Source organism: Selenomonas sp., assembly GCF_057272215.1.
On the sequence record NZ_DBHIUY010000006.1, the window covers coordinates 169,099 to 189,977 of the forward strand.

At 56.2% G+C, this 20,879-nt stretch carries 17 protein-coding genes; 3 read left to right on the forward strand and 14 right to left on the reverse strand.

All coding sequences use genetic code 11. The features are described 5' to 3' along the window. From nikB to ACO5Z0_RS07265, 3 genes are all read right to left on the reverse strand, one after another. Window positions 1-933 (reverse strand): nickel ABC transporter permease, encoded by a 933-nt coding sequence (nikB, locus tag ACO5Z0_RS07255; protein WP_485649735.1) that lies wholly within the window; start codon window positions 931-933, stop codon window positions 1-3. 105 nt (window positions 934-1,038) lie between these two features. Then, complete coding sequence (locus tag ACO5Z0_RS07260) at window positions 1,039-2,616, reverse strand: ABC transporter substrate-binding protein (RefSeq protein WP_485649736.1); 1,578 nt, start codon at window positions 2,614-2,616, stop codon at window positions 1,039-1,041. A gap of 44 nt (window positions 2,617-2,660) precedes the next feature. Then, window positions 2,661-3,533 (reverse strand): DMT family transporter, encoded by an 873-nt coding sequence (locus ACO5Z0_RS07265; RefSeq protein WP_485649737.1) that lies wholly within the window; start codon window positions 3,531-3,533, stop codon window positions 2,661-2,663. 81 nt (window positions 3,534-3,614) lie between these two features. On the opposite strand from ACO5Z0_RS07265, the gene ACO5Z0_RS07270 reads away from it, so the two are divergent. Together ACO5Z0_RS07270 and ACO5Z0_RS07275 are read left to right on the forward strand one after the other, a co-directional pair. Continuing rightward, a complete protein-coding gene (locus ACO5Z0_RS07270) occupies window positions 3,615-4,283 on the forward strand; it encodes a hypothetical protein (protein ID WP_485649738.1) in 669 nt (222 codons plus the stop codon). An 83-nt stretch (window positions 4,284-4,366) separates the two neighbouring features. Next, complete coding sequence (locus ACO5Z0_RS07275) at window positions 4,367-5,245, forward strand: MerR family transcriptional regulator (RefSeq protein WP_485649739.1); 879 nt, start codon at window positions 4,367-4,369, stop codon at window positions 5,243-5,245. A 27-nt stretch (window positions 5,246-5,272) separates the two neighbouring features. Here the strand turns inward: ACO5Z0_RS07275 and uvrC are convergent, their stop codons facing one another. After that, window positions 5,273-7,096, reverse strand: a complete 1,824-nt coding sequence (uvrC, locus tag ACO5Z0_RS07280) for an excinuclease ABC subunit UvrC (protein WP_485649740.1) — start codon at window positions 7,094-7,096, stop codon at window positions 5,273-5,275. A 361-nt stretch (window positions 7,097-7,457) separates the two neighbouring features. Here uvrC and ACO5Z0_RS07285 point away from each other — a divergent pair, with 361 nt between their 5' ends. Continuing rightward, window positions 7,458-8,864, forward strand: coding sequence for an acetyl-CoA carboxylase biotin carboxylase subunit (locus ACO5Z0_RS07285; protein WP_442676178.1), 1,407 nt, complete (start codon window positions 7,458-7,460; stop codon window positions 8,862-8,864). Between the two features lie 57 nt (window positions 8,865-8,921). Here ACO5Z0_RS07285 and ACO5Z0_RS07290 read toward each other — a convergent pair whose 3' ends face one another. From ACO5Z0_RS07290 to ACO5Z0_RS07335, 10 genes are all read right to left on the reverse strand, one after another. After that, on the reverse strand, window positions 8,922-9,626 hold the full coding sequence (locus ACO5Z0_RS07290) for a M48 family metallopeptidase (RefSeq protein WP_485649741.1): 705 nt from the start codon (window positions 9,624-9,626) through the stop codon (window positions 8,922-8,924). Between the two features lies 1 nt (window position 9,627). After that, on the reverse strand, window positions 9,628-12,057 hold the full coding sequence (gyrA, locus tag ACO5Z0_RS07295) for a DNA gyrase subunit A (protein WP_485649742.1): 2,430 nt from the start codon (window positions 12,055-12,057) through the stop codon (window positions 9,628-9,630). Window positions 12,058-12,207: 150 nt separating this feature from the next. After that, window positions 12,208-12,978, reverse strand: coding sequence for a hypothetical protein (locus tag ACO5Z0_RS07300; protein ID WP_485649743.1), 771 nt, complete (start codon window positions 12,976-12,978; stop codon window positions 12,208-12,210). Between the two features lie 102 nt (window positions 12,979-13,080). Then, entirely contained in the window at window positions 13,081-13,725 is a 645-nt protein-coding gene (locus tag ACO5Z0_RS07305; RefSeq protein WP_485649744.1) for a flavodoxin, read from the reverse strand. A 919-nt stretch (window positions 13,726-14,644) separates the two neighbouring features. Further along, entirely contained in the window at window positions 14,645-14,809 is a 165-nt protein-coding gene (locus ACO5Z0_RS07310) for a FeoB-associated Cys-rich membrane protein (RefSeq protein WP_442672383.1), read from the reverse strand. A gap of 58 nt (window positions 14,810-14,867) precedes the next feature. Continuing rightward, window positions 14,868-16,769: a ferrous iron transport protein B gene (feoB, locus tag ACO5Z0_RS07315; RefSeq protein ID WP_485649745.1), complete on the reverse strand. Its 1,902-nt coding sequence runs from the start codon at window positions 16,767-16,769 to the stop codon at window positions 14,868-14,870. Further along, entirely contained in the window at window positions 16,769-17,008 is a 240-nt protein-coding gene (locus ACO5Z0_RS07320) for a FeoA family protein (protein ID WP_009645483.1), read from the reverse strand. Before ACO5Z0_RS07320 ends, feoB begins: the two co-directional genes overlap by 1 nt. 418 nt (window positions 17,009-17,426) lie before the next feature. Further along, entirely contained in the window at window positions 17,427-17,711 is a 285-nt protein-coding gene (locus ACO5Z0_RS07325; RefSeq protein WP_037369648.1) for a DUF2325 domain-containing protein, read from the reverse strand. A 208-nt stretch (window positions 17,712-17,919) separates the two neighbouring features. Then, entirely contained in the window at window positions 17,920-20,010 is a 2,091-nt protein-coding gene (locus ACO5Z0_RS07330) for a heavy metal translocating P-type ATPase (RefSeq protein ID WP_485649746.1), read from the reverse strand. Continuing rightward, window positions 20,007-20,870, reverse strand: a complete 864-nt coding sequence (locus tag ACO5Z0_RS07335) for an HMA2 domain-containing protein (protein WP_485649747.1) — start codon at window positions 20,868-20,870, stop codon at window positions 20,007-20,009. The genes ACO5Z0_RS07330 and ACO5Z0_RS07335 overlap by 4 nt, the downstream gene beginning before the upstream one ends. Window positions 20,871-20,879 lie beyond the last annotated feature (9 nt).

Genomic DNA, 20,879 nt, shown 5'->3' on the forward strand with positions numbered 1-20,879 from the left:
TCAGCTCCTGTTTCGTATCCTCGGATCAAGAATCCCATAAGACATATCCACGAGGAAATTGATGCCGCAGTAAATGACTGCCATCAAAAGAGTGAATCCCTGCACCACGGGAAAATCACGATGACGCACAGCCTCGACGATGAGCTTTCCCACGCCGGGCCATACGAACATGATCTCGATGACTGCCGTGCCGCCCAAAAGCGCGCCGAAAGAAAGCCCCAGCAACGTAACCACGGAGATAAGCGAGCCGCGCAGGACGTGCCGGACGAGGACGATGCGCTCGGGCAAACCGCGCGTCCGAGCCGCCGCCACATAATCCTGCCCGATCTCGTCCAAGACCGAAGCCCGTATCTGCTTCGTATAGCGCCCCACAAGCCCCAAGGAAAGCGACAGAGCAGGAAGCACCAGCCCTGCAGGATTCTCACTGCCCGATACCGGAAGCCATTGAAGTTCCAAGGAAAAAATATAGATCAAGAGCAATCCCAAGGCGAAGAGCGGCATCGCTGTCGCCAAAAAGGACGTGATGCGGATAACGTAGTCGATGGCTCGATTGGCATAAAGCGCCGTCACAATTCCGAGCGGCACCGAAAGCGCCACCGTCAGCAAGAAGGAAGCTCCCGCCAGTTTCAGCGTAGGTCCCAAGCCTTTGAGCAATTCTTCCAATACCGGACGCCCGGTACGGTACGACACGCCTAGATCTCCTGTCAACATGCCCGTAAAACTGTTCCAAAATTGCTCATACATCGGCAGATTCAACCCCATCGCCTCGCGCGTTTCCCAAAGCAGCTCATCGGTGACCGGAATGCCCACGCCTGAGAGCTTGATATACGCCGGATCGCCGTTCGAAAGGCGCAGCAGCAAGAACACGATGACACTGACCCCCAGCATGACGAGGATCATATTGAAAAACCTCTTCAGAACAAATTTCCCCATATTCCCTCCTGTTCACCTTTATTGCCGAATTTCATGCGTTTTCAGCGCACAAGTACATCGCCGGACGCTGCCCTGCGGCATGTCCGGCGATCCTTGGCACTCTGGTTACTTGCTTTCAATATCCACCTGATTGTCCATCACATAGTAATCAAACGCATGCGCGTTGAAATTCTTGACGCGATGATTGGAAACGTAAAGATTCTCCGTATATGCCAGGAAAATATTGGTGCGTGCATCCAAGATCCGCTGCTGGGCTTCAAAAGCCAGCTGATCCTGCTTCTCGTAGTCCGCTTCCGTCGGCAAAATGCTGGCGATTTCATCCACTCGCTCATCGTAGAAGTAGTTATAGTAATTCTCGATGGCATCCTTGACGAACGCCGTGCGAAGTCCTGCCAGCGGTCGTGTATTCGTCGACGGCGTGAAACTCGTGAAGCCGATGTCGTAGTCGCCCGCTGTGAACTTTTCTCGTGGCAGCGTATCATAGGTGACGATCTTCGTCTGAATGCCGAGCTTTTCGAAGTCCGCCTGCATAGCCGTAGCGAAGCCCGGAATTTCCGCGCGAGATGTATAGCAGGAAATCGTGAGCGTCACAGGCTCGCCATCCTTTTCCAAGTACCCATCACCGTTTTGATCCACATAACCGTTATCCGTCAAAAGCTTTTTCGCCCCCGCCGGATCAAAAGCCGGATATTTAAGCTCTGCCGAGCGGTATGGCAGCGAAGTCGGATAAAGGCACACGCCCTCGACGCCGACGCCGCCCAACACCGACTTCAGATAGCTTTTCTTATCCGCTGCCATGATGAGCGCCGTGCGCAGATTCTTGTCCTGCAGGAAACGGTTCTTCGTATTGAAGAACACATACGTCGCACGCATACTCGGGCAACGGCTGACGGTATACTTTCCTGCATCTTCGAAAAGCTGAAGATTCTTGCTGTCGATATTGATCGAAGCGTCAATATCGCCTGACTGCAGCGACATCATGCGGGTATCGGGGTCGTTCAGATAGCGGAACTCGACCTCGTCCAGCTTCGCCTTGCCGCCCCAGTAGTCGTCAAAAGCCGTGACCACGACAGAAATATTCTCCGTAAAAGACTTGACCTTGAAAGGTCCCGTGCCTGCCACAGTATTACGGAAGCCATCGGCTCCCTGCGCCGCCTGCACATCCACAATGGCGCAGTAGGGATCGCAAAGTTCGTAGATGAGATCGGGACGCGGCTCCTTCGTGCGTATCGTAAGCTCCTGCCCCGCCGCCTCCATCGTGTCGATGGCAAGATTCGCAGGCCCGCGCTTGTTAGAAGCGATGGAGCGTTCCAAGGACGCCTTGACCGCTTCTGCCGTCATGGGCGCTCCTGTATGAAACTTCACGCCGTCACGCAGCGTGATCTTCCATGTCGTTGCGTCAAGCATCTCCCACTTCGTCGCCAGCCACGGCTCCAACGTCATCTTGTCGCTCACGCGCGCGAGCGTTTCACCCAAGCCGTAGCGCACCACGAACCAACCGTCATAATCCTTGTGCGGATCGAGCGTCGTGCTGAAAAGATTCACGCCCACCACCATAGACTTTCCCTTCGCGCCGGAAGAATCGGATGTCGTAGAGCCGCAGCCGCCCAACGTCAAAAGCGCCGCCGCTAATACAACCATGACGCCGAATACAAAGAATTTTCCCTTCCACATAAACCTCATGCTTTGACCTCCCTAAAATAACCTTCCCAAAATCACCTTTCACCTCATGCCGCACGATTCTTTGCCGCTGCCCGCGACAAGAGAATGCAGCCCGAAACGATGAGCGCACCTCCGGCGACGACGTTCCACGTCGGAATCTCCGCCCAAATGGCGAATCCCCAGAATGCGTTGAAGAGGATGCCGATATAGCGGACAATCTCTACGATCACGGCATTTTCATGCGTGAACGCCTTCGTCAAAAACACCTGCGCCAAGAGAGAAACGACGCCCATCGTCACAAGCAGGAACAAATCCCACGAATCCGGCACGACGAAATCGCGCCACATCAAGGGAATCGAGATCAACGTCGCTGCAGCCATGAAATACAAAATGATCTCGTACGCATGAAAAGACCGGCTCAGATAGCGAATACAGACGCCCGCCGCTCCCGAAAGCACCGCCGCCCCGATGCCGAAGAGCGCGACTGCCGAATACGTCGAATACCCCAGCGGATTGATCGTCAGCATAGCCCCGGCAAAGATCAGCGGCAAAATAAATCCCATGCGCCCCGGCAGCTTTTCCCGCAAAAAAATCGCCGCGAAAATGAAGGAAAACACCGGCGACAAATTGACGAGAATGATCGCGTCCACCAGCGGCATATAGGCGATGGTGTAGAAATACGCCAGCATATAGAGCGCCCCCAAACTGCCGCGCAGCACCAGAAGCGGGACGCCGATCTTCGACGCACGCACTCCCTGCACGCGCATCAAAAGGAGGATCAGCACCGTTCCGACGACGCTGCGAAAAAAAACGATCTCATTCGAAGGAACATGGATGCTGACCGCCTTCACCAGCGCATTCATGACGCTGAACACCAAGGACGACATCACCGCGCAAAAAAGCCCGCTCATCATCCAGCGCTTCCATCGCTCGCCCATGCTGCCGCCTCCTCGCGTCTTGTCATGCTTCACCCTGTATGCTATTATAAAGTCGTGAGTAACTCACATGTCAATAGCTGTATGAAAGGATTTCTCATGTCATCTTCCCAAAAACCGTTATCCGATCTGCCCATCCTCAAAACGGTCGAAGCCGCCATCTTGTGCGCCCGCATTTTTTCACCGCAAAGCAGCACAAATTTCACACGCAACCCGCTCTTTGCCACGCTCTTTTTCCTCGTCCTCGCCGCTGTCATCGACTATGGCGAGACCTTGGCAACATGCCGCAAAATCGACCAGCACGCCAATCATATCCTCCTCACCTTTTCCGCCGACAAGAACGGGATCCGCGACGTATATACCGCTGCCCGAAGCATCAAGAAGATCTGCCGCGACAAGACGCGACGCTTCCAAGAAGCAGCCGCTCTTCCCGTGCAGGCGGCTGCGGCTGCCGACTGCGGCACGCTGCAATACAGCGCCGCTTACGCGAAACATCGCCTCTTTGGCGACGATATCCGCCTCGGCGAAGTGCAGGAACGCGCCCTGCTCCTCGCCAAAGTCGCAGGCACACAGCATTTCCCCGACAGCCTCTTCACCCATGCAATGTATCAAAAACTCCCGAAGAATCTGCGAAGCAAATTCCCGCAGAAATACTATCACGACCACATCTGCTGCTACGGCGAACCGATACCCTCATGCACGGCGCAGCATGGCACCTACTCGGAAAGCTGCGGCATCGCCCGCTTCGTATAACCGTTCAGGACATCTTCAGCCGTCATGCGAAACGGCATGATTCCTTTTCCAAGCAGCCCGCATTCTAACGGAGGGATTCATCCATGGCAGAAAAAGATACATCGCTCATGACAATCAAGGAATTCAGCGCCCTGACGCACACCCCCATCGACACGCTCAAACATTACGACCGCATTGATATATTGAAGCCCGCTTACGTCGGCGAAAATCGCTACCGCTACTATCGTCCGGAGCAAGCGCTGCAGCTCACGCGCATCCTCTTCGGCGTGCGCTCCCATACGTATCTTGCCGACATCAAAAAACTTTTGTCTGAAAACGATCTCGACGTCACCCTAGAAACGTATCGCCAAATCTACGGCAACTTGGAAGAACGCATCCGCGAGCTGCAGGCGCTGCAGGCAACCATTGCCAATTTATCCTATTACTTTGATTTCTATAAACGGCACGCCCCGGAAACCTTGTTCACAGCCTATTTTCCTGAACATTTCATCCTGCGCTCACCGAAGCTGAAAATCACATCCATGATGGGAAACGAAACGAATATCGCCAACAAATTTTTCCTCAAGGGCTTTCATCAAAATCATTGGCCTCACTTCTTTCTAGGCGCACTGTATGACGAAAACGATATCCGAAATCAAGATTTTTCAGCTCCGTCCTACTTTCTCAAGATTGACCATCCCGAGCATCACCTGCCGGAGGAAACAAGCTACATCGCGGGCGGACACTATCTATGCTATATCTATCGAACGCATACGCTCGCTCTTCCCAAAGCCGTTCCACTCTACCTCAATCGCCTAAAGGACGCGAAAAAGAACATCTCAGGCGCAATTTTAGCCATAGACATCGTCAACGGGCTTCTCACCTCACGCACTTCCGATTATCACACGATGCTCTTCGCACGCTGCGCGGAAAAAGCATCGTGTTTCACGCACAAAAAAAGACAGCCCGTAAAGACTGTCTAAATCATGCCTTTTCCGCATGGAAACTTGCTATTCCTCCCCCGCAAGCATCTTCTCCTGCGCTAAGAAAAAGTTCTTCACGGCTTCGGCTGCGGGAAGCGTCATACCGTCGACGGCAGCAAGCTCCTCGACGCTCGCCGCCTTGATCTTCGCGATCGTGCCGAAGTGATTCCAGAGCGCCTTGCGCCGCTTGGGGCCGATGCCCGCGATATGGTCGAGCACGGAGACGAGGTTGCGCTTACCGCGCAGTTTGCGGTGGTAGGTGATGGCGAAGCGGTGCGCCTCATCGCGGATGCGCTCGATGAGGTAGAGCGCCTGGCTGCGGCGCGGCAGTATGACGGGATCGGAGCTGCCCTCGGTGAAGATGTACTCGAACTGCTTGGCAAGGCCGACGACGGGTACATCGAGATGCCCCGCGCCGCGAATGATCTCCAGTGCGGACGAAAGCTGTCCCTTGCCGCCGTCGATGATGATGAGGTCGGGCAGCTCGTCTTCGCTGAGCTTGCCATAGCGCCTTTGCGTCACCTCGCGCATCGAGAGGAAATCGTCGGGCTTTCCCTCGGCGCTTCGGATCTTGAAGCGCCGATAGTCGGACTTCTTCGGCAGGCCGCCCTCAAAGACGACCATCGAGGCGACCGTCTCCGAGCCTTGATTGTGCGAGATGTCGAAGCACTCCATACGCATCGGCTCTTCCTTGAGCCCGAGGTAGCGTCCAAGCTCTCGAACCGCGCCAAGCGTCTGATCGTTCGCCTGCTCGATGCGCGCCGCCTCGTCCGCGAGAAACTTTTCGGCATTGGAGCGTACCATCTCGACGACGTCGTGCTTCGTGCCGCGCTGCGGCACGGCGAGCGCCACCTTTGCGCCCTTACGCTCGGCGAGCCAACTCTCCAACAGTTCCGTCTCCTCAATGGGAAACGGCAGCAAAATCTCACGCGGTACGAACGCCGCGCGGTGATAGTACTGCTTCAAAAATGCCGAAAGCAGCGCCTCGTCCGTTTCCTCCTCGCTGCCCGAAAGCAGGAAATGCTCGCGCCCGACCATCTTGCCCGCGCGAATGAGGAATACCATGACGACGGCGCCCAGCCCGGATCGCGCCATGCCGACGGCATCCTGATCGCCCGACCCCGTCACGATATTCTGCTTCTCCGCTACCTTGCGCACGGCGGCGAGCTGATCGCGCAGACGCGCCGCACGCTCGAAGTCGTAATCGTCCGCCGCATCCGTCATGCGGCGCGACAGCTCTTTTTCCACCTGCTCTGTCCGCCCTTCGAGGAAAAGGCAAACCTCACGAATCATCGCACCGTACTCATCTTTGTCCACCGGCTCACAGCACGGCGCAAGGCAGCGCTTGATATGGTACTCCAAGCACGGACGCTCGACCTTCATATTCTTGCAGGTGCGCAGCGGGAAGAGCCGCCGCAGAAGCTTGACGCTCTCGTGCATCGCGCCCGCCGAGGTATAGGGGCCGAAGTAGCGCGAGCCATCCTTTGTGACGCGCCGTGTGACCACGACGCGCGGATACTCATCGGCAAACGTGACCTTGAGATAGGGGTAGCTCTTGTCGTCCTTGAGACTGACATTATAGCGCGGGCGATGCTTCTTGATGAGATTGCATTCCAAAATCAGCGCTTCGACCTCCGAATGTGTGAGAATCGTTTCAAAATCGGCGATTTTCGCCACCATAGCACGCACCTTCGGCGCTTGATGCTTGCCGCTCTGGAAGTACTGCCGCACACGATTCTTCAAGACGACCGCCTTGCCGACATAGATGATGCGCCCCTTCGCGTCCTTCATGATGTAAACGCCCGGCGAATCCGGCAGCAGCTTGAGCTTCTCCGCCACAATGTCCGTCATTTGCTCCTCCTCGCTTTCCTTGAACATATTGTAGCAGAAAGGTATGCTCCGTCTCAATCCCCTAAAGCCGAGAATTTACGAACGCGCGGCTAAGGAGCGCTCTGACAGATTCGATCCCTCATCTTCACACATCCGGACGACTTCGTTTTAGCAGCGCTTCTTAAAACTTCAAAATATTCTTCAATAATATACAATATGAAAAATACACAGGAAAATCCATAAGAACCACGCTTCTTTTCATTGAAAAACCTTGTCCCCCGTGCTAGAATATGTCTGTCACGATAGATATAAGCTATCGTCGATAAGTAAAAGTTATCGTTTGGAATATACGCATCCAAGCACTGAACAGGAGGCTGCACTTATGTTCAAAAGGATCCTCATCGCCAACCGCGGCGAAATCGCTGTCCGTGTCATTCGCGCCTGTCAAGAACTCGGCATCGAGGCGGTCGCCATCTACTCTGACGCCGATAAGAACGCCCTGCATGTCCAGCTCGCCGACCTTACCTACCGCGTCGGTCCCGCCGATGCGACAGAAAGCTATCTGAATAAAGAAGCCGTGCTTGAAGCAGCGATCAAGACGAAGTCCGAAGCCATCCATCCGGGCTACGGCTTCCTCTCCGAAGACGCCGACTTCGCCGATATGGTCACAAAGGCAGGCATCGTCTGGATCGGCCCCCTGGCTGAAACCCTGCGTCTCGTCGGCGACAAGGATGCAGCGCGTGCCGCCATAGCGCCGTCGGGCATCCCGATGTCAAAAGGCAGCGCCCCGCTCGAAAACAACGAGATGGCCTTGAAGGCAGCGGCGGAAGTCGGCTACCCCGTTATCTTGAAGCCCGTATCCGGCGGCGGCGGCAAAGGCATGTTCGTCGCCTATACGGAAGAAGATCTCAAAAACATCTTGCAGCTCGTCGATCTCAAGAAAGTCGTCCATTACTTCGAGCACTATATCGAGCACTCGCGTCACATCGAAGCGCAGATCCTCGCCGACAACTACGGCACAGTGCTCTTCCTCGGCGAGCGCGAATGCTCGCTGCAGCGCCGCAATCAAAAGCTCCTCGAAGAGTCGCCGTCCATCGCGCTCACAGAGGAAATGCGCCTTGAGATCGGCCGCCTCGCCATCAAGGCGGCGAAGAGCGTCCACTACTCGAACGCCGGTACGGTCGAATTTCTCTTGGATCTCGCTAACAACGAATTCTACTTCATGGAAATCAACCCGCGCATCCAAGTCGAGCACGCCATCACAGAAGCCGTCACGGGCGTTGACATCGTGCGCCGCCAGATCCAAATCGCCGACGGCGAGCCTCTAGGACTCATGCAGAAAAACATCAAGATCCGCGGTCATGCCATCGAGTGCCGCATCAATGCGGAAGATCCCGACAACAACTTCCTGCCGTCTCCGGGGCTCATCACTTTCATGCACGAGCCGAGCGGTCCGCGCGTGCGCTTCGACAGCGGCGTGACGACGGGACTGACGATTGAGCCGTGGTACGACTCGCTCATCGCCAAGGTCATCGTCCACGGCAGAACGCGCGGCGACGCTATCAAAATCATGGAACGCGCCCTAAGTGAGTTCCGCATCGAAGGCGTCAAGACGACGATCGCTCTGCACCAGAAGATCCTTGAGGACAGCTACTTCCGCACAGGCAACATCGACACGCAGTTCATCAAACGCCGCATCACCTACTATGAGAACGAGCCGAAGAAGCTCAAGCTCAAGGACAAACTCGACCTCGCCGCTTCCATCAACGCAAGCATGTATTACGCCTAAGAAATGCTGCAAAGAGCCGCCTCACCGTACAAACGGCAGGCGGCTCTTCCTCATTTTTCATACAAGCGGCGTATTGACGAGTTTTTTTCGCTCGCGCCAATCGGGACAAAACTCGTCCATGAGGCTCTTGAAGTGTGCATTGTGATATCGTTCCCAAAGGTGCGTAAGCTCATGGATGATGATATATTCCAGACAGATGATCGGATACTTGGCAAGCTGAAGATTCAGCCATATACGACGCGCATGGATGCTGCATGTTCCCCACTTCGTTTTCATGTTCTTGATGCGCCATTCGGCAGCGCTCTTGCCGACGACCGTCTCGGCACGCGCCAAAAGGGGCGGCACGGCGCGTGCGAGCTCGCGGCGATACCATTCGTTGAGAATCGCTTCGCGCTCGGCGGGTCTGCTCTCGGCTTCCCGCGCTTTGACGCTCAAGATGAGCCGGCTGCCGTCGCGCAGGACGAAGTTCGACGCGCGTCCGAATTTCACCGCGAGCCGCAGCGGCTCTCCCCAGACGTAGAAACGCTCGCCGCTCAAAAAGCGGCGAGCAGCAGTCTCCGAATGTACAGCGATCTTCGCCCGCTTTTCCTCGATCCATGCCGTATGCTTGGCGACAAAGCGCACGAGTTCAGCGAGCGTCGCACGCTTTGGCGCGCTCAAGTGTATTCTGCCATCGGGGGACAGAACACGCAGGTACATATTCTTGATGGGCTTTCGTTCAAGCTCGACAGAAACTCCGGCAAGCGTAATCGACTTTCCCATCTCAGTTGTTCTTCTGCTCCATCGCAGCGAACGACGCCACCTTGTCGCCTTCGCCGAGGCGTATGATCTTGACGCCCTGCGTATTGCGGCTGATGACAGAGATCTCATCCACTTTCGTGCGAATGACGATGCCATCCGTCGTGATGAGGATCAGTTCCTGCCCCGGACGCACGACCTTGAGTCCAACGACGGAGCCGGTCTTTTCCGTGACCTTCATGTTGATGAGACCCTTGCCGCCGCGCGTCTGCAGGCGATATTCGCTCGTCTCCGTGCGCTTGCCATAGCCGTCCGCCGTGATGGTCAAGACCTCCGCGTTTCGCGCGAGGTTGTCCATGCCGACGACCACATCGCCCGCCTTCAGGTTGATGCCCTTGACGCCGCGCGCCATGCGTCCCATCGAGCGCACATCGTCTTCGGTGAAAGCGACCGCCATGCCGCTCGCCGTGCCGAGAATGACCTGCTTCGTGCCGTCCGTAAACTTTACGCCGATGAGGTCGTCGTCCTCGTCGAGGTTGATCGCATTGAGACCGCCCCTGCGGATCGCTTGGAATTCGGAAAGGCTCGTCTTTTTCACAATGCCCTTCTTCGTCGCCATAAAGAGGTAGCGTTCAGGCAGGAACTCCTTGACCTGAATGACCGCCGTGATCTTCTCCTCACTCTCCAGCTGCAGCAGGTTGATGATCGCCGTGCCCTTCGCCTGTCGGCTCGCTTCGTTGATCTCGTACGCCTTGAGACAATGGACGCGCCCACGGTTCGTGAAGAAGAGGATCGTGTGATGCGTCGTCGTCACGAGGATATTCTCGACGAAGTCGGCTTCCTTCGTGCCCATGCCTGTCACACCCACGCCGCCGCGCTTCTGGCGGCGATAGGTATCGAGCGGCATACGCTTGATGTAGTTGTTGTGCGTGAGCGTGATGACGACGTCTTCCTGCGCGATGAGATCCTCGACGTTGATCGCGGATGTGTCGATCGTGATCTCCGTGCGGCGGTCGTCGCCGTACTTCTCGCGCACGGCAAGAAGTTCGTCCTTGATGATCTTGTCGATCTTGCCCTCATCGGCGAGGACGGATTTGAGCCAGTCGATCATCTTCAAGACCTCCCGGTACTCTTCTTCGATCTTCTCGCGCTCCAGTCCCGTCAGACGCTGCAGGCGCAAATCGAGGATCGCCTGCGCCTGCTTCTCGCTGAGCTTGAAACCTTCCATGAGGCGCTCGCGTGCGATGTCTGCCGTACGGCTCTCGCGAATCGTCGTGATGACGGCGTCGAGATGGTCGAGCGCGATGGTCAGACCTTCGAGGATATGGGCGCGGGCTTCGGCTTTCGCCAGTTCGTACTTCGTGCGCCGCGTGATGACGTCCTGCTGGTGCTTGATGTAGTAATGCAGCACCTCTTTCAAGGTGAGTACGCGCGGGCTGCCGTCGACGAGCGCGAGCATGATGACGCCGAAGCTGTCCTGCAGCTGCGTGTGCTTGTAGAGCTGATTCAAGATGACATTGGCGTTCGCGTCACGGCGCACGTCGATGACGATGCGCATGCCGCTGCGGTCGGACTCGTCGTTCAAAGCCGTGACGCCCTCGATCGCCTTGTCGCGCACAAGCTCGGCGATCTTCTCGACGAGACGCGCCTTGTTCACCTGATAGGGCAGCTCCGTCACGATGATGCGTGAGCGGCCGCTCGACGTCGTCTCGATGTGTACGCGCGCGCGAAGCTTGATGACGCCGCGCCCTGTCGTATACGCCTGACGGATGCCCTCCGTGCCGAGAATCAGTCCCGCCGTCGGGAAGTCCGGTCCCTTGATGACCGTCATGAGTTCCTCGACCGTGGTATCGGGACGATCAATGAGCATCAAAGTGCCGTCGATGACCTCGCGCATATTGTGCGGCGGGATGTTCGTCGCCATGCCGACGGCAATGCCCGAAGTGCCGTTCGCGAGAAGCTGCGGAAACTTCGCCGGCAGCACGGTCGGCTCCTTCAAGGACTCGTCGTAGTTCGGCGCAAAATCCACCGTCTCCTTGTCGATGTCCTGCAGCATAAGCTCCGCGACCTTCGACATGCGCACCTCGGTATAGCGCATGGCAGCCGCCGGATCACCGTCGACCGAGCCGAAGTTACCATGCCCGTCGGCGAGCATGTAGCGCATGGAAAAGTCCTGCGCCATGCGCACGATAGCGTCGTAGACAGAGCTGTCGCCATGCGGGTGGTACTTACCGAGGACTTCACCGACGATACGCGCCGACTTCTTGTACGGCTTGCCCGACCCCATGCCCGCTTCCTGCATCGCGTAAAGGATGCGGCGATGCACAGGTTTCAGACCGTCGCGCACATCCGGCAGGGCGCGGGCGACGATGACGCTCATAGCGTAGTCGATATAGGAATTCTTCATCTCACTTGCGAGATTTACAGGAACGATCTTCCCCTCGCCAAAATCCACACTCTCACCCCAAAAATATAGTCGAAATAATATCTAGCTAAAGTAGTATAGCATTTTTTATGGAAAAAGTCCATGAAGAGACCGACGTATGCGCACACCAAAAAGCCGATATGCGTGTCCATCCCGCATATCGGCTTGATCTTCTACAATTTAGAGCTGTGCGCCCGCCGCTTTCTTCTGTTGTGCGTCCTGCGGCTGCTGTACCTTGTCCGCGCCTTTTGCTGCGTCGTCCTTCTTCACAAGCTTGTCGAAGCGTCCCATGATCTCGTCGTAGGTCTTGCCCGTGATCTCAGGCATATCCTTCTTGCCCGTCATCTTCGTGAAGTCTATACCCGCCTGCTTGAAGCCCTGCTGCACGGCAGTGCGCATGGCTTCGAGCTTCTTCGGATCGTCGCCTGCAATCGAGGTCGCCATGCTCATGATGCGGTCGGCGACAGCGCCCACGGACCAGTCACCGCCGTCAGCGACGGCTTTCGCGGCTTCTTCCGGCGTCGTCGCAACATTGGGCAGCGCAAACTGCGCTGTCGAAACCTTCCTGCCGTCAAAATTCAAGAAACCTACGCCATCCTTCTGCCATGCCTGAAGCTTCGCATTCTGCTCCGTCATCGTCTTAATAAGGATATTGTAGCTGTTGTCGATATCAGCCTGCAGCGCCTTGACCTCATCGGCGGTCAAGCCTTTCGCCTTGCCGTTCTTCGGCTCCTGCTCTTCAGCGGCTTTCGCATCGGCAGCTTTCTGCTTCGCTCTGTCGGAAATCTTCACATCATAGGCGGCGCCTGCATCCTTTGCCGCGGGCGCCGCTGCGCCTGCACCCGCAGGCTTCACCCCCGGCGCCGTCTGCACACGCTCCGCTCCATTCGGCGCCTTCGCTGCATTTTGGCTCATGGCATACGCCATCTTGCTCATCGCTGTTACATCCATGTTCATTCCTCCCAGCTTTCTCTTCAAAATGCCCCATCCGTGACGAGCATATACATATATATCGTAGTTTAAGAGGAAAAAATAACCCTTCCTTCGAGACTTCTAATCGACCGTCTTGCCAACATTCTTCCAACCGACATTTTCCAGCCATTCACTGACCATCGGCGCGGCAAGTCTGGGCGTATCATGGACAAACTTTCCTTCCAGACCGATGCCGTTCAAAACCTTCGCCCCTTTGGCATGATCCGGAATGTTATTCTCATTGCCCGTCAAGCTGTCGGACAAGGCCGTTGCAAACGGTATAATCGTCTTGCCGCTAAAATCGTTGGTTTCCAAAAATGTATAAACCGGCATCGGCATATCGCTGCACCAAACCGGATAGCCGAGAAAAATCACATCGTAGTCCGCGAGATTCCTCACATTTTCCGCAAGCTCCGGACGCGCGTTTTCCTTCTGTTCCCGCCGTGCGGTCTCAAGAACATCTTTGAGCCGTTCGGGATAATCATTCTTCGGCTTAATTTCAAAAAGATCGCCGCCCGTTTCTTCGGCGATCATCTCAGCCATCGCTGCTGTACTGCCCTTCTCGACACGACCAACGGCGTAATTTTCACCAGCATGTGAAAAATACGCCACAAGTACACGCGGACCGCCCGTATGCCTGGCAAACGTCCCCTGCAGGCTGTACGCCGCAGCAGCGAGAACCGTCAGCAAAACGGCGCCGATAAGCATCGTCTTTCTCAGATTCATGATGCTCTCCTCCTCTCTTTCCTTCTTCATTATAAACCATCTACAAAGACAAAGAAAGAGGCAGGAGGAAGCTTCATGAAAAAGGTCCAAAAAGGACGCCGAGTGCAGCTAACCGGGACAGAGCGCCCCGCCCCGATCGAAAAAGGTCACCGCCTTTTCAGCTGCATCCTGTTCACTTCTCTCCGACGGGAGCTGCAGCAGTCCACGCAAATCACGAACATCCCCTGCGAAAGAAGCGACAGTAAAATTCGTCCGACAAAGCCTGCGGAGCCCGATGTACTGAACAATGCCCCTAGAAAGATATTCCGGCTCTGCCCAAACGACCATAGGAAGCGCGCCCGGCAGCAGCGGATATCCCGCCCTGCGAAGGTACCTGATCGAGGACTGACCTCTGAGGTCCGGCGACAAAAATGCAAGCCGCCATATACAAAAGATTTCATGTTTGTGAAGAAAGACTTTCCAGACAGACACATTTCCCGAGAAGCCTGTCGATTTTCTTACAACACATGTCGGGACAAGTATGACTCTTGTATATTTTCTTAGGCTGTATTTCCTACGTAGAATAGGATAGCACATTTATGCTTTCTTTGCAAGCTTTTTTATAAAAATATAAATATTTTCTCTTTTTGTACTTTTTATACTTTCATTAGCATGAGCATATTATCCTATTGCATCTCTGTATCTGCAACATATAGCCATAGAAACGCCCTCGTCAAAGATTCGTCGGCTTTCGCGACGCTATGCACGCCATCCGACCGACGGCTCATCAACGCCATAGGCAGAGGCAGGATCACTTCACCCGCTTCTTGACAGTTTTTCGTTCCGACTGCACTTTAGGCATGGCCGGACATACGCATACAAAGAAGCCCGACATGCAGAAACGCACGTCGGGCTTCTCCCATACGATAAGAGTCGCGATTTATTTTTGCTGCTCCGCGCTGCAGCTCCCGCCGCAGCCACCGCAGCCGCCGCTGCAGCTGCCGCCGCAGCAATCCTCCTTGCCCGCCTTCACATTGTGATAGACATGGCGCAGAGCGAAGAAGAGCAAGACGGCGACAATCGCGCCGACAATGATGCTTGCCATGGCGAAGATCTCCTTTCAGGAGGCAGAGAAGCACGGACGGCTTTCGCCCATCGCTTCCCTAGCCGTTCATGCCGAAGGCGCAGGCTCCCCAGTAGACGAGAAGCGAGACGACCCAGGCGACGCCGAAGGTATAGAGGGCGGCGAAGAGCATCCAGCTCCACTTGCCCGTCTCCTTCTTGATCGTGCCGAGCGACGTCATGCACGGCGTGTAGAGCTGCGAGAATACCATGAAGGCGAGCGCCGACGCCGCCGTGAATGCCGTGCCCATCGTGCCGGCGAACTGCGCCGCCGTATCCGCAGCATCCTCCGCCTCGGTCGAGACGTCGCCGACGCCATAGAGGATGCCGAGGGTCGAAACGACGGATTCCTTCGCCATGATGCCCGTGACGACAGCCGCGCCCGACTCCCAAGTCTCGAAGCCATGCAGCGCGAAGAGATGGCTCATGCCGCCGCCGATCGAGGCGAGGAAGGATTCGCTCATCTCATCCGTAGCGCCGTCCGCATTGTAATTCGACAAGAACCAGATGCCAACGCTCATCGCGAAGATGATCGTACCGGCTTTGACGAGGTAGCCCTTGCCCTTGTCCCAAGTCTCCAGGAGCACCGTCTTCATGTCCGGCATACGGTACGGCGGCAGTTCGAGGAGGAACGTCGATCCCTGATCCTTGAACGCCGTGATGCCCAAGACCTTCGCCATGATGATGGCGACGACGACGCCGACGATGTACATCGAGAAGACGACGTTCGCGGCATTATCGGGGAAGAACATCGCAGCGAAGAGCGCCATGATCGGCAGCTTCGCCGAGCACGTCAAAAAAGGCGTGATGAGGATCGACGTGAGCCTGTCCTTTTCCGAATCGAGCGCACGCGCACCCATGATCGAAGGCACGCCGCAGCCGAAGCCGACCATCAGAGGCATGATGCCCTTGCCCGTGAGGCCGACACGGCGCATGATCGGATCCATGATGAAGGCGACGCGCGCCATATATCCCGTGCCGTCGAGGAAGGACAGCATGAAGAACAAGGTGAAAATGAGCGGCACGAAGTTGATGACGTTGCCGACACCCGCGACGATACCGTCTGCAATCAGGGACTTCAGCCATTCGGCGACGCCCGCCGATTCCATCGCGTCATTGATCCAGTCGGTGAAGTCGCCGCCGATCCAGTCGCCGACGGCATCCGCGAGCGGCTGCCCGATCCATGTGAAGGCGATACAGAACATCAGGTAGAGGATGCCGAGGAGAATCGGCAGCGCCAAGACGCCGTTCGCAAGCACGCGGTCGATTTTCTCCGAGGTCGACAAGCCGACGTTTCCGACGACGACTGCCTTCTTCATGATCTTGTCGATGAGATCATAGCGCAGCTCGATGAGCTTTTCGTCGAGTTCTTCGGCGGAAAGGCCGCTCTTCTTGAGTTCCGTCGCTTTCGCCTTATGCTCTTCGACCATCGCGCTCGGACGATAGTTCGACATGACGGTCGTCGTGAAGATTTCGACGAGCTTCTGGATGCTCTTCTTGCTCCTGCCGACCGTCTGCACGACGGGCATACCGAGAGCTTCTTCGAGCTTCTGGATATTGATGCGGATGCCCTTTCTCTCCGCCTCGTCCTGCATGTTGAGGTCGATGAGGAGCGGAATGCCCTCTTCGAGGAGCTGCACCGTGAGGAAGAGGTTGCGCTCGATGTTCGACGAGTCAATGACATCGACGGCGAGGTCGGGCATCGTCGTCTTGAAGTAGTCGATGACGACCTGCTCCTCTGCCGAACGCGCATTGATGCTGTAGGTGCCGGGCAGATCGACGACCGTGATCACGCGATCTTTGTAGTTGACGACGCCCATCTTCTTATCGACGGTGACGCCCGGCCAGTTGCCGATCTTCTGGCGCATGCCCGTCAATTCGTTAAATATCGTTGATTTACCTGTATTCGGGTTGCCCGTCAGGGCGACGCTCATGGTGCTCATCAGGCTCCCGCTCCTTCCTTGATTTCCGTCACTTCAATCTTCTCCGCATCGGCGCGACGAAGCGCCAGATTGTACGAGCGAAGCCCGATCGCCATCGGATCGCCCATCGGCGCCGACGGCAGCACCTTGATGCGCGTGCCCGGGATCAGCCCCATCGTCATCAAACGCTGCTTAAGCTCCGAATCTCCCACTTTGTCGACGCGAAGAGACATCCCCGTCTTTCCGTCTTTCAACGTCATCTTTCATACCTCCAATTACTGCAAAAAACCTTTCAATGAGAACGACAATGAAACTGAATCCGCTTCATTGCAGGGATAATGATACCCTATATGTTTCAGTGTGTCAAGAAAATACGACAGCACTTAGACTTTTTCTGTTAATTTGTAAATATTCTCATTTTCTTTGCTAAAGATTGGAAAATCATTCCGATTATAAATAATTACTAATAAAATGAATTACGCCAAATCGGTACAAATTTCTTGTTCGAATTGGCTAAATAGACAGACACACAGCCAGATGCTGCCGAGGAACTGCCGACGAAGAAAGCACGACACAAAAAAATCCGCAGAAGCGCTCTCCTGCGCTTTTGCGGATTTGAAAAGTCGTCAAGACGTCTCTGCACGACATCGTCTCATGATAGCCAGCCTCATATTCATCTCACGCGGAATGTTCAGCGAGGACGTTCTGCAGCGCCGCCATGCTTGCGGAGTGGCAGAACGCAATCTTTGCGTTGCACTTTTTCGCCTCTTCCTGCGCGTGCATGGCAAGCTGATGCGAAGCCGTACTCGTGAAGAGAATGATGAGGTCGGGCGAGCCGATCTTGCGTCTGAGGTCGCGGCACATCTTCGGGAACACCTTCGCCTTGAAGCCGCAGCTCTTGCACGCCTCCCTATATCGGCACTCCATACACTCGTTCCCTCCGAGAATCACCACGCTGCTCATAACTATTCTTCCTTTCTTTTATACAAATAAATGAATATCAATCAACCTTACGCCATTAGTATAAAGGAATTGAGAATAATTGTCAAGCCTATAAAGATGATTTTTTTCTTTTCACAATTGCCACATGTACATAAAGCATAGACACATACTGCAAAAAACAGGACAGCCGCACAATACAAATGCAGCCGTCCTGTTTTCTTATGCGATTTCAGCCGACGCGCTTCATCGGCTTTTTGCCAACCGAGAGAATGCGTGCGCTGTTCAAGACGACGGCGAGCGTCGCCGTGTTGTGAATGACAGCCGCCCACAGCGGGCTGATCTTGCCGAGCGCACCCAAGAGCATCGCGGCGGAGTTGACGAGGATCGTCGCGCGGAAGTTCTGATGAATCAGTCCCATCGTGCGCTTGCCGAGCTGCAAGGCTTCGACAAGACCTTCGGGATCTTCCGAGCGAATCGTCACCGCCGACGACTCGGCGGCAATATCCGTCTGGCGGCCGCCGAGCGTCACACCGACATCGGCGAACGCCAATGCGGGGGCATCGTTGATGCCGTCGCCGACCATCATGACCCTGCCGCCGCGCTCCTTGAGCTTCATGACGTAGTTCGCCTTGTCTTCGGGCAGGACTTCGGCATGATAGGAGTCGATGTCCATCTGACGCGCCACGTTGTCGGCGACTTTTTCTGAATCGCCTGTGAGCATCACGATCTCATCGACGCCGTAGCGACGCATCTGGTTCAGCGTCTTCTTCATCTTCGGGCGCACGGGATCGGTGATGCCGATGATGCCCATGAGCGAACCGTTCCTCGCGATGTAAAGGAGATTTTCCATCGTATCCTCGACGACAAGCTCACCCGTCCCCTGCACGCCGCGCTCCTTCATGAACTTGTAGCTGCCGACGAGTACGTCGCCGCCCTTGAAGCCGTCGAAGTCAGGAACAACCGCCTGCATACCCCGCGCGACGATCGTCTTTGACGAGCGATGCTGCGGCACTTCCCAGCTGTTGTCCTTGACGTACTTCTGAATGGCGACCGCCAAGGGGTGCACGGAGTGCATTTCTGCCGACGCCGCCAAGAGGATCATTTCCTTCTCCGTCACGTTCTCCGCCGTCTTGATAGAGGAGATCTGCGGGATGCCGACCGTGATCGTGCCCGTCTTGTCGAGGACCACGGTATCGGTCTCGGCGAGCGCTTCCATGTAGTTGCCGCCTTTGACAAGAATGCCCTTCTTCGCCGCCGCCGCAATGGATGCGGAGATCGCCGTCGCCGTCGAGAGCTTCAAGCCGCACGAGAAGTCGATGAAAAGGAGATTCAAGACCCTCTGCCAATCGCGCGTCGCACCGTAGACGATTGCCGCGCCAAGGAAGGAGATCGGCACGAGCATATTCGCCATGTTGTCGGCGAAGTTCTGCACGGGCGCACGTCTCGACTGCGCCTCTTCAACGAGGTGGACGATATGCGCAAGCGACGTGTCCTTGCCCGTCTTTTCCACCTCGATGACAATCTCGCCTACCTCGATGACAGAGCCCGCATAGACCGGCGATTTCTTGCGCTTCATCGCAGGATTCGACTCGCCTGTGATCGAGGCTTGGTTCACGGAAGCCTTGCCTCTGACGACATGCCCGTCAACGCAGATCATCTCGCCCGCATGAGCCGCGATATGGTCGCCGACCTGCACGGACTCAACGGCGACCTTGCGTTCTACGCCGCCGTCGATAAGCCAGACAAAGCGCTGATTCATGTTCAAAAGACCTGAGATCTGCTTCTTTGCACGCTCCGCCGCATAAGCCGTCAGCATCTCGGCGCCGTTCGACAGCGTCAAAAGCGTGAGACTCGACTCCGGCTTGCCGGCGAGCACGGACGCAATGACCGCCGTACTCGTCAGCGTATCGGCGTTCGGTCGGCGATCTTTCACCAAGCCCACGATGCCGTTCTTGAGGAAATTGCGCGCAATCGCCAAGACGAGGAGGCTGCGAAACACTTTCATGCCGGCAAAGGCTTCGGGCGCCAACTTTTCGAGCGCTTTCATGCCCGCGAAGCTCACGAGTGAGAAGATCGCCTCCCGCCGATAACTCGCCATATCCAGCTCGGGATCGCTCGGCGCACACGCCTCTTCCATGCGCTTGACAAGGCGACGCACGAGGGCGAGCGGCAGACTCTCCTTGTACCAAATCGTCAGCGCCTTGTCGCCTGCCGAGGCAGCGACGACGCCTTTTATACTGCGGATCTGTGCGCTCAGCAGCGCACGCTTATCCTGTGCAAGATCCACCGACAAGCGGAACGAGCACGTCCCATACGTCATAACATCTTCCATCCTTTCAAGATTGAGAACGCCCACCAAAGCATCTGCGGTCCCGAAGGTCTCTGCTCGTAGAGCAGAATCTTGCGCAGACCTCGCGTGATGAAGCCGATGGCGAATACCGACGGAAAATCGAGCCAGCCGCCCGTCTTTTCACGCAGCCAGGCATTCGCAGCGCCCACCGTGCGGCAGATGCTCGTGCCGACGGCGGCAAGCGGCGACGTCAAAGTGTCCGCAGGAAGCAGTGAAGAAAGCCCCTGCGGCAAATTAAAACCCGATTGCAAAGCCCCCGCACCGAATACGCGCTTTCCGAGATCCGCCATCAAGCGGTCGACAGCGTCCTCATCGCCCGTGTAGCATACGAGCAGACTTCCCGTCACACTCGACGCCTTAACGGAGTCGATGAACGCGATGCGGCTGAGATTCTTCTCCAAAAGTTTCGCCAGCTCCTCGTTGCCCTGCAGCGCCGCCGCATAGTAGCGCCTGCGTCCCAAGATCGAGCTTTTCAGCGCAAAGGTCGGCACAGACGGCGTCGGCGCAGACGTAAAAGCTGCCGCTTCCTGCTCCATGCTCCTGCCGCGGCCTCTGCCTGCGCCTTGACCGAACATGCCGCTCACCTGACCGCTCATGCCCGTCGGCATCATGCCGAAAAATCCGCTCATGCCGGAACTTCTGCCCATGCCGCCCCGACCCATGCCGGACGCCATGCCCGTCGCCGCCATGCCCAAAAGCCCGCTCATTCCCGCGCTCCTGCCCATGCCGCCGCCCATGCCCATGCCGCCGCCCATGCCGGCGGAAGCGCCGCTTGAGAGCATACTGCCGAGTCCTCTGACGATGGCTGTGCCAAGCATCAAACCAGACATATAAGACAT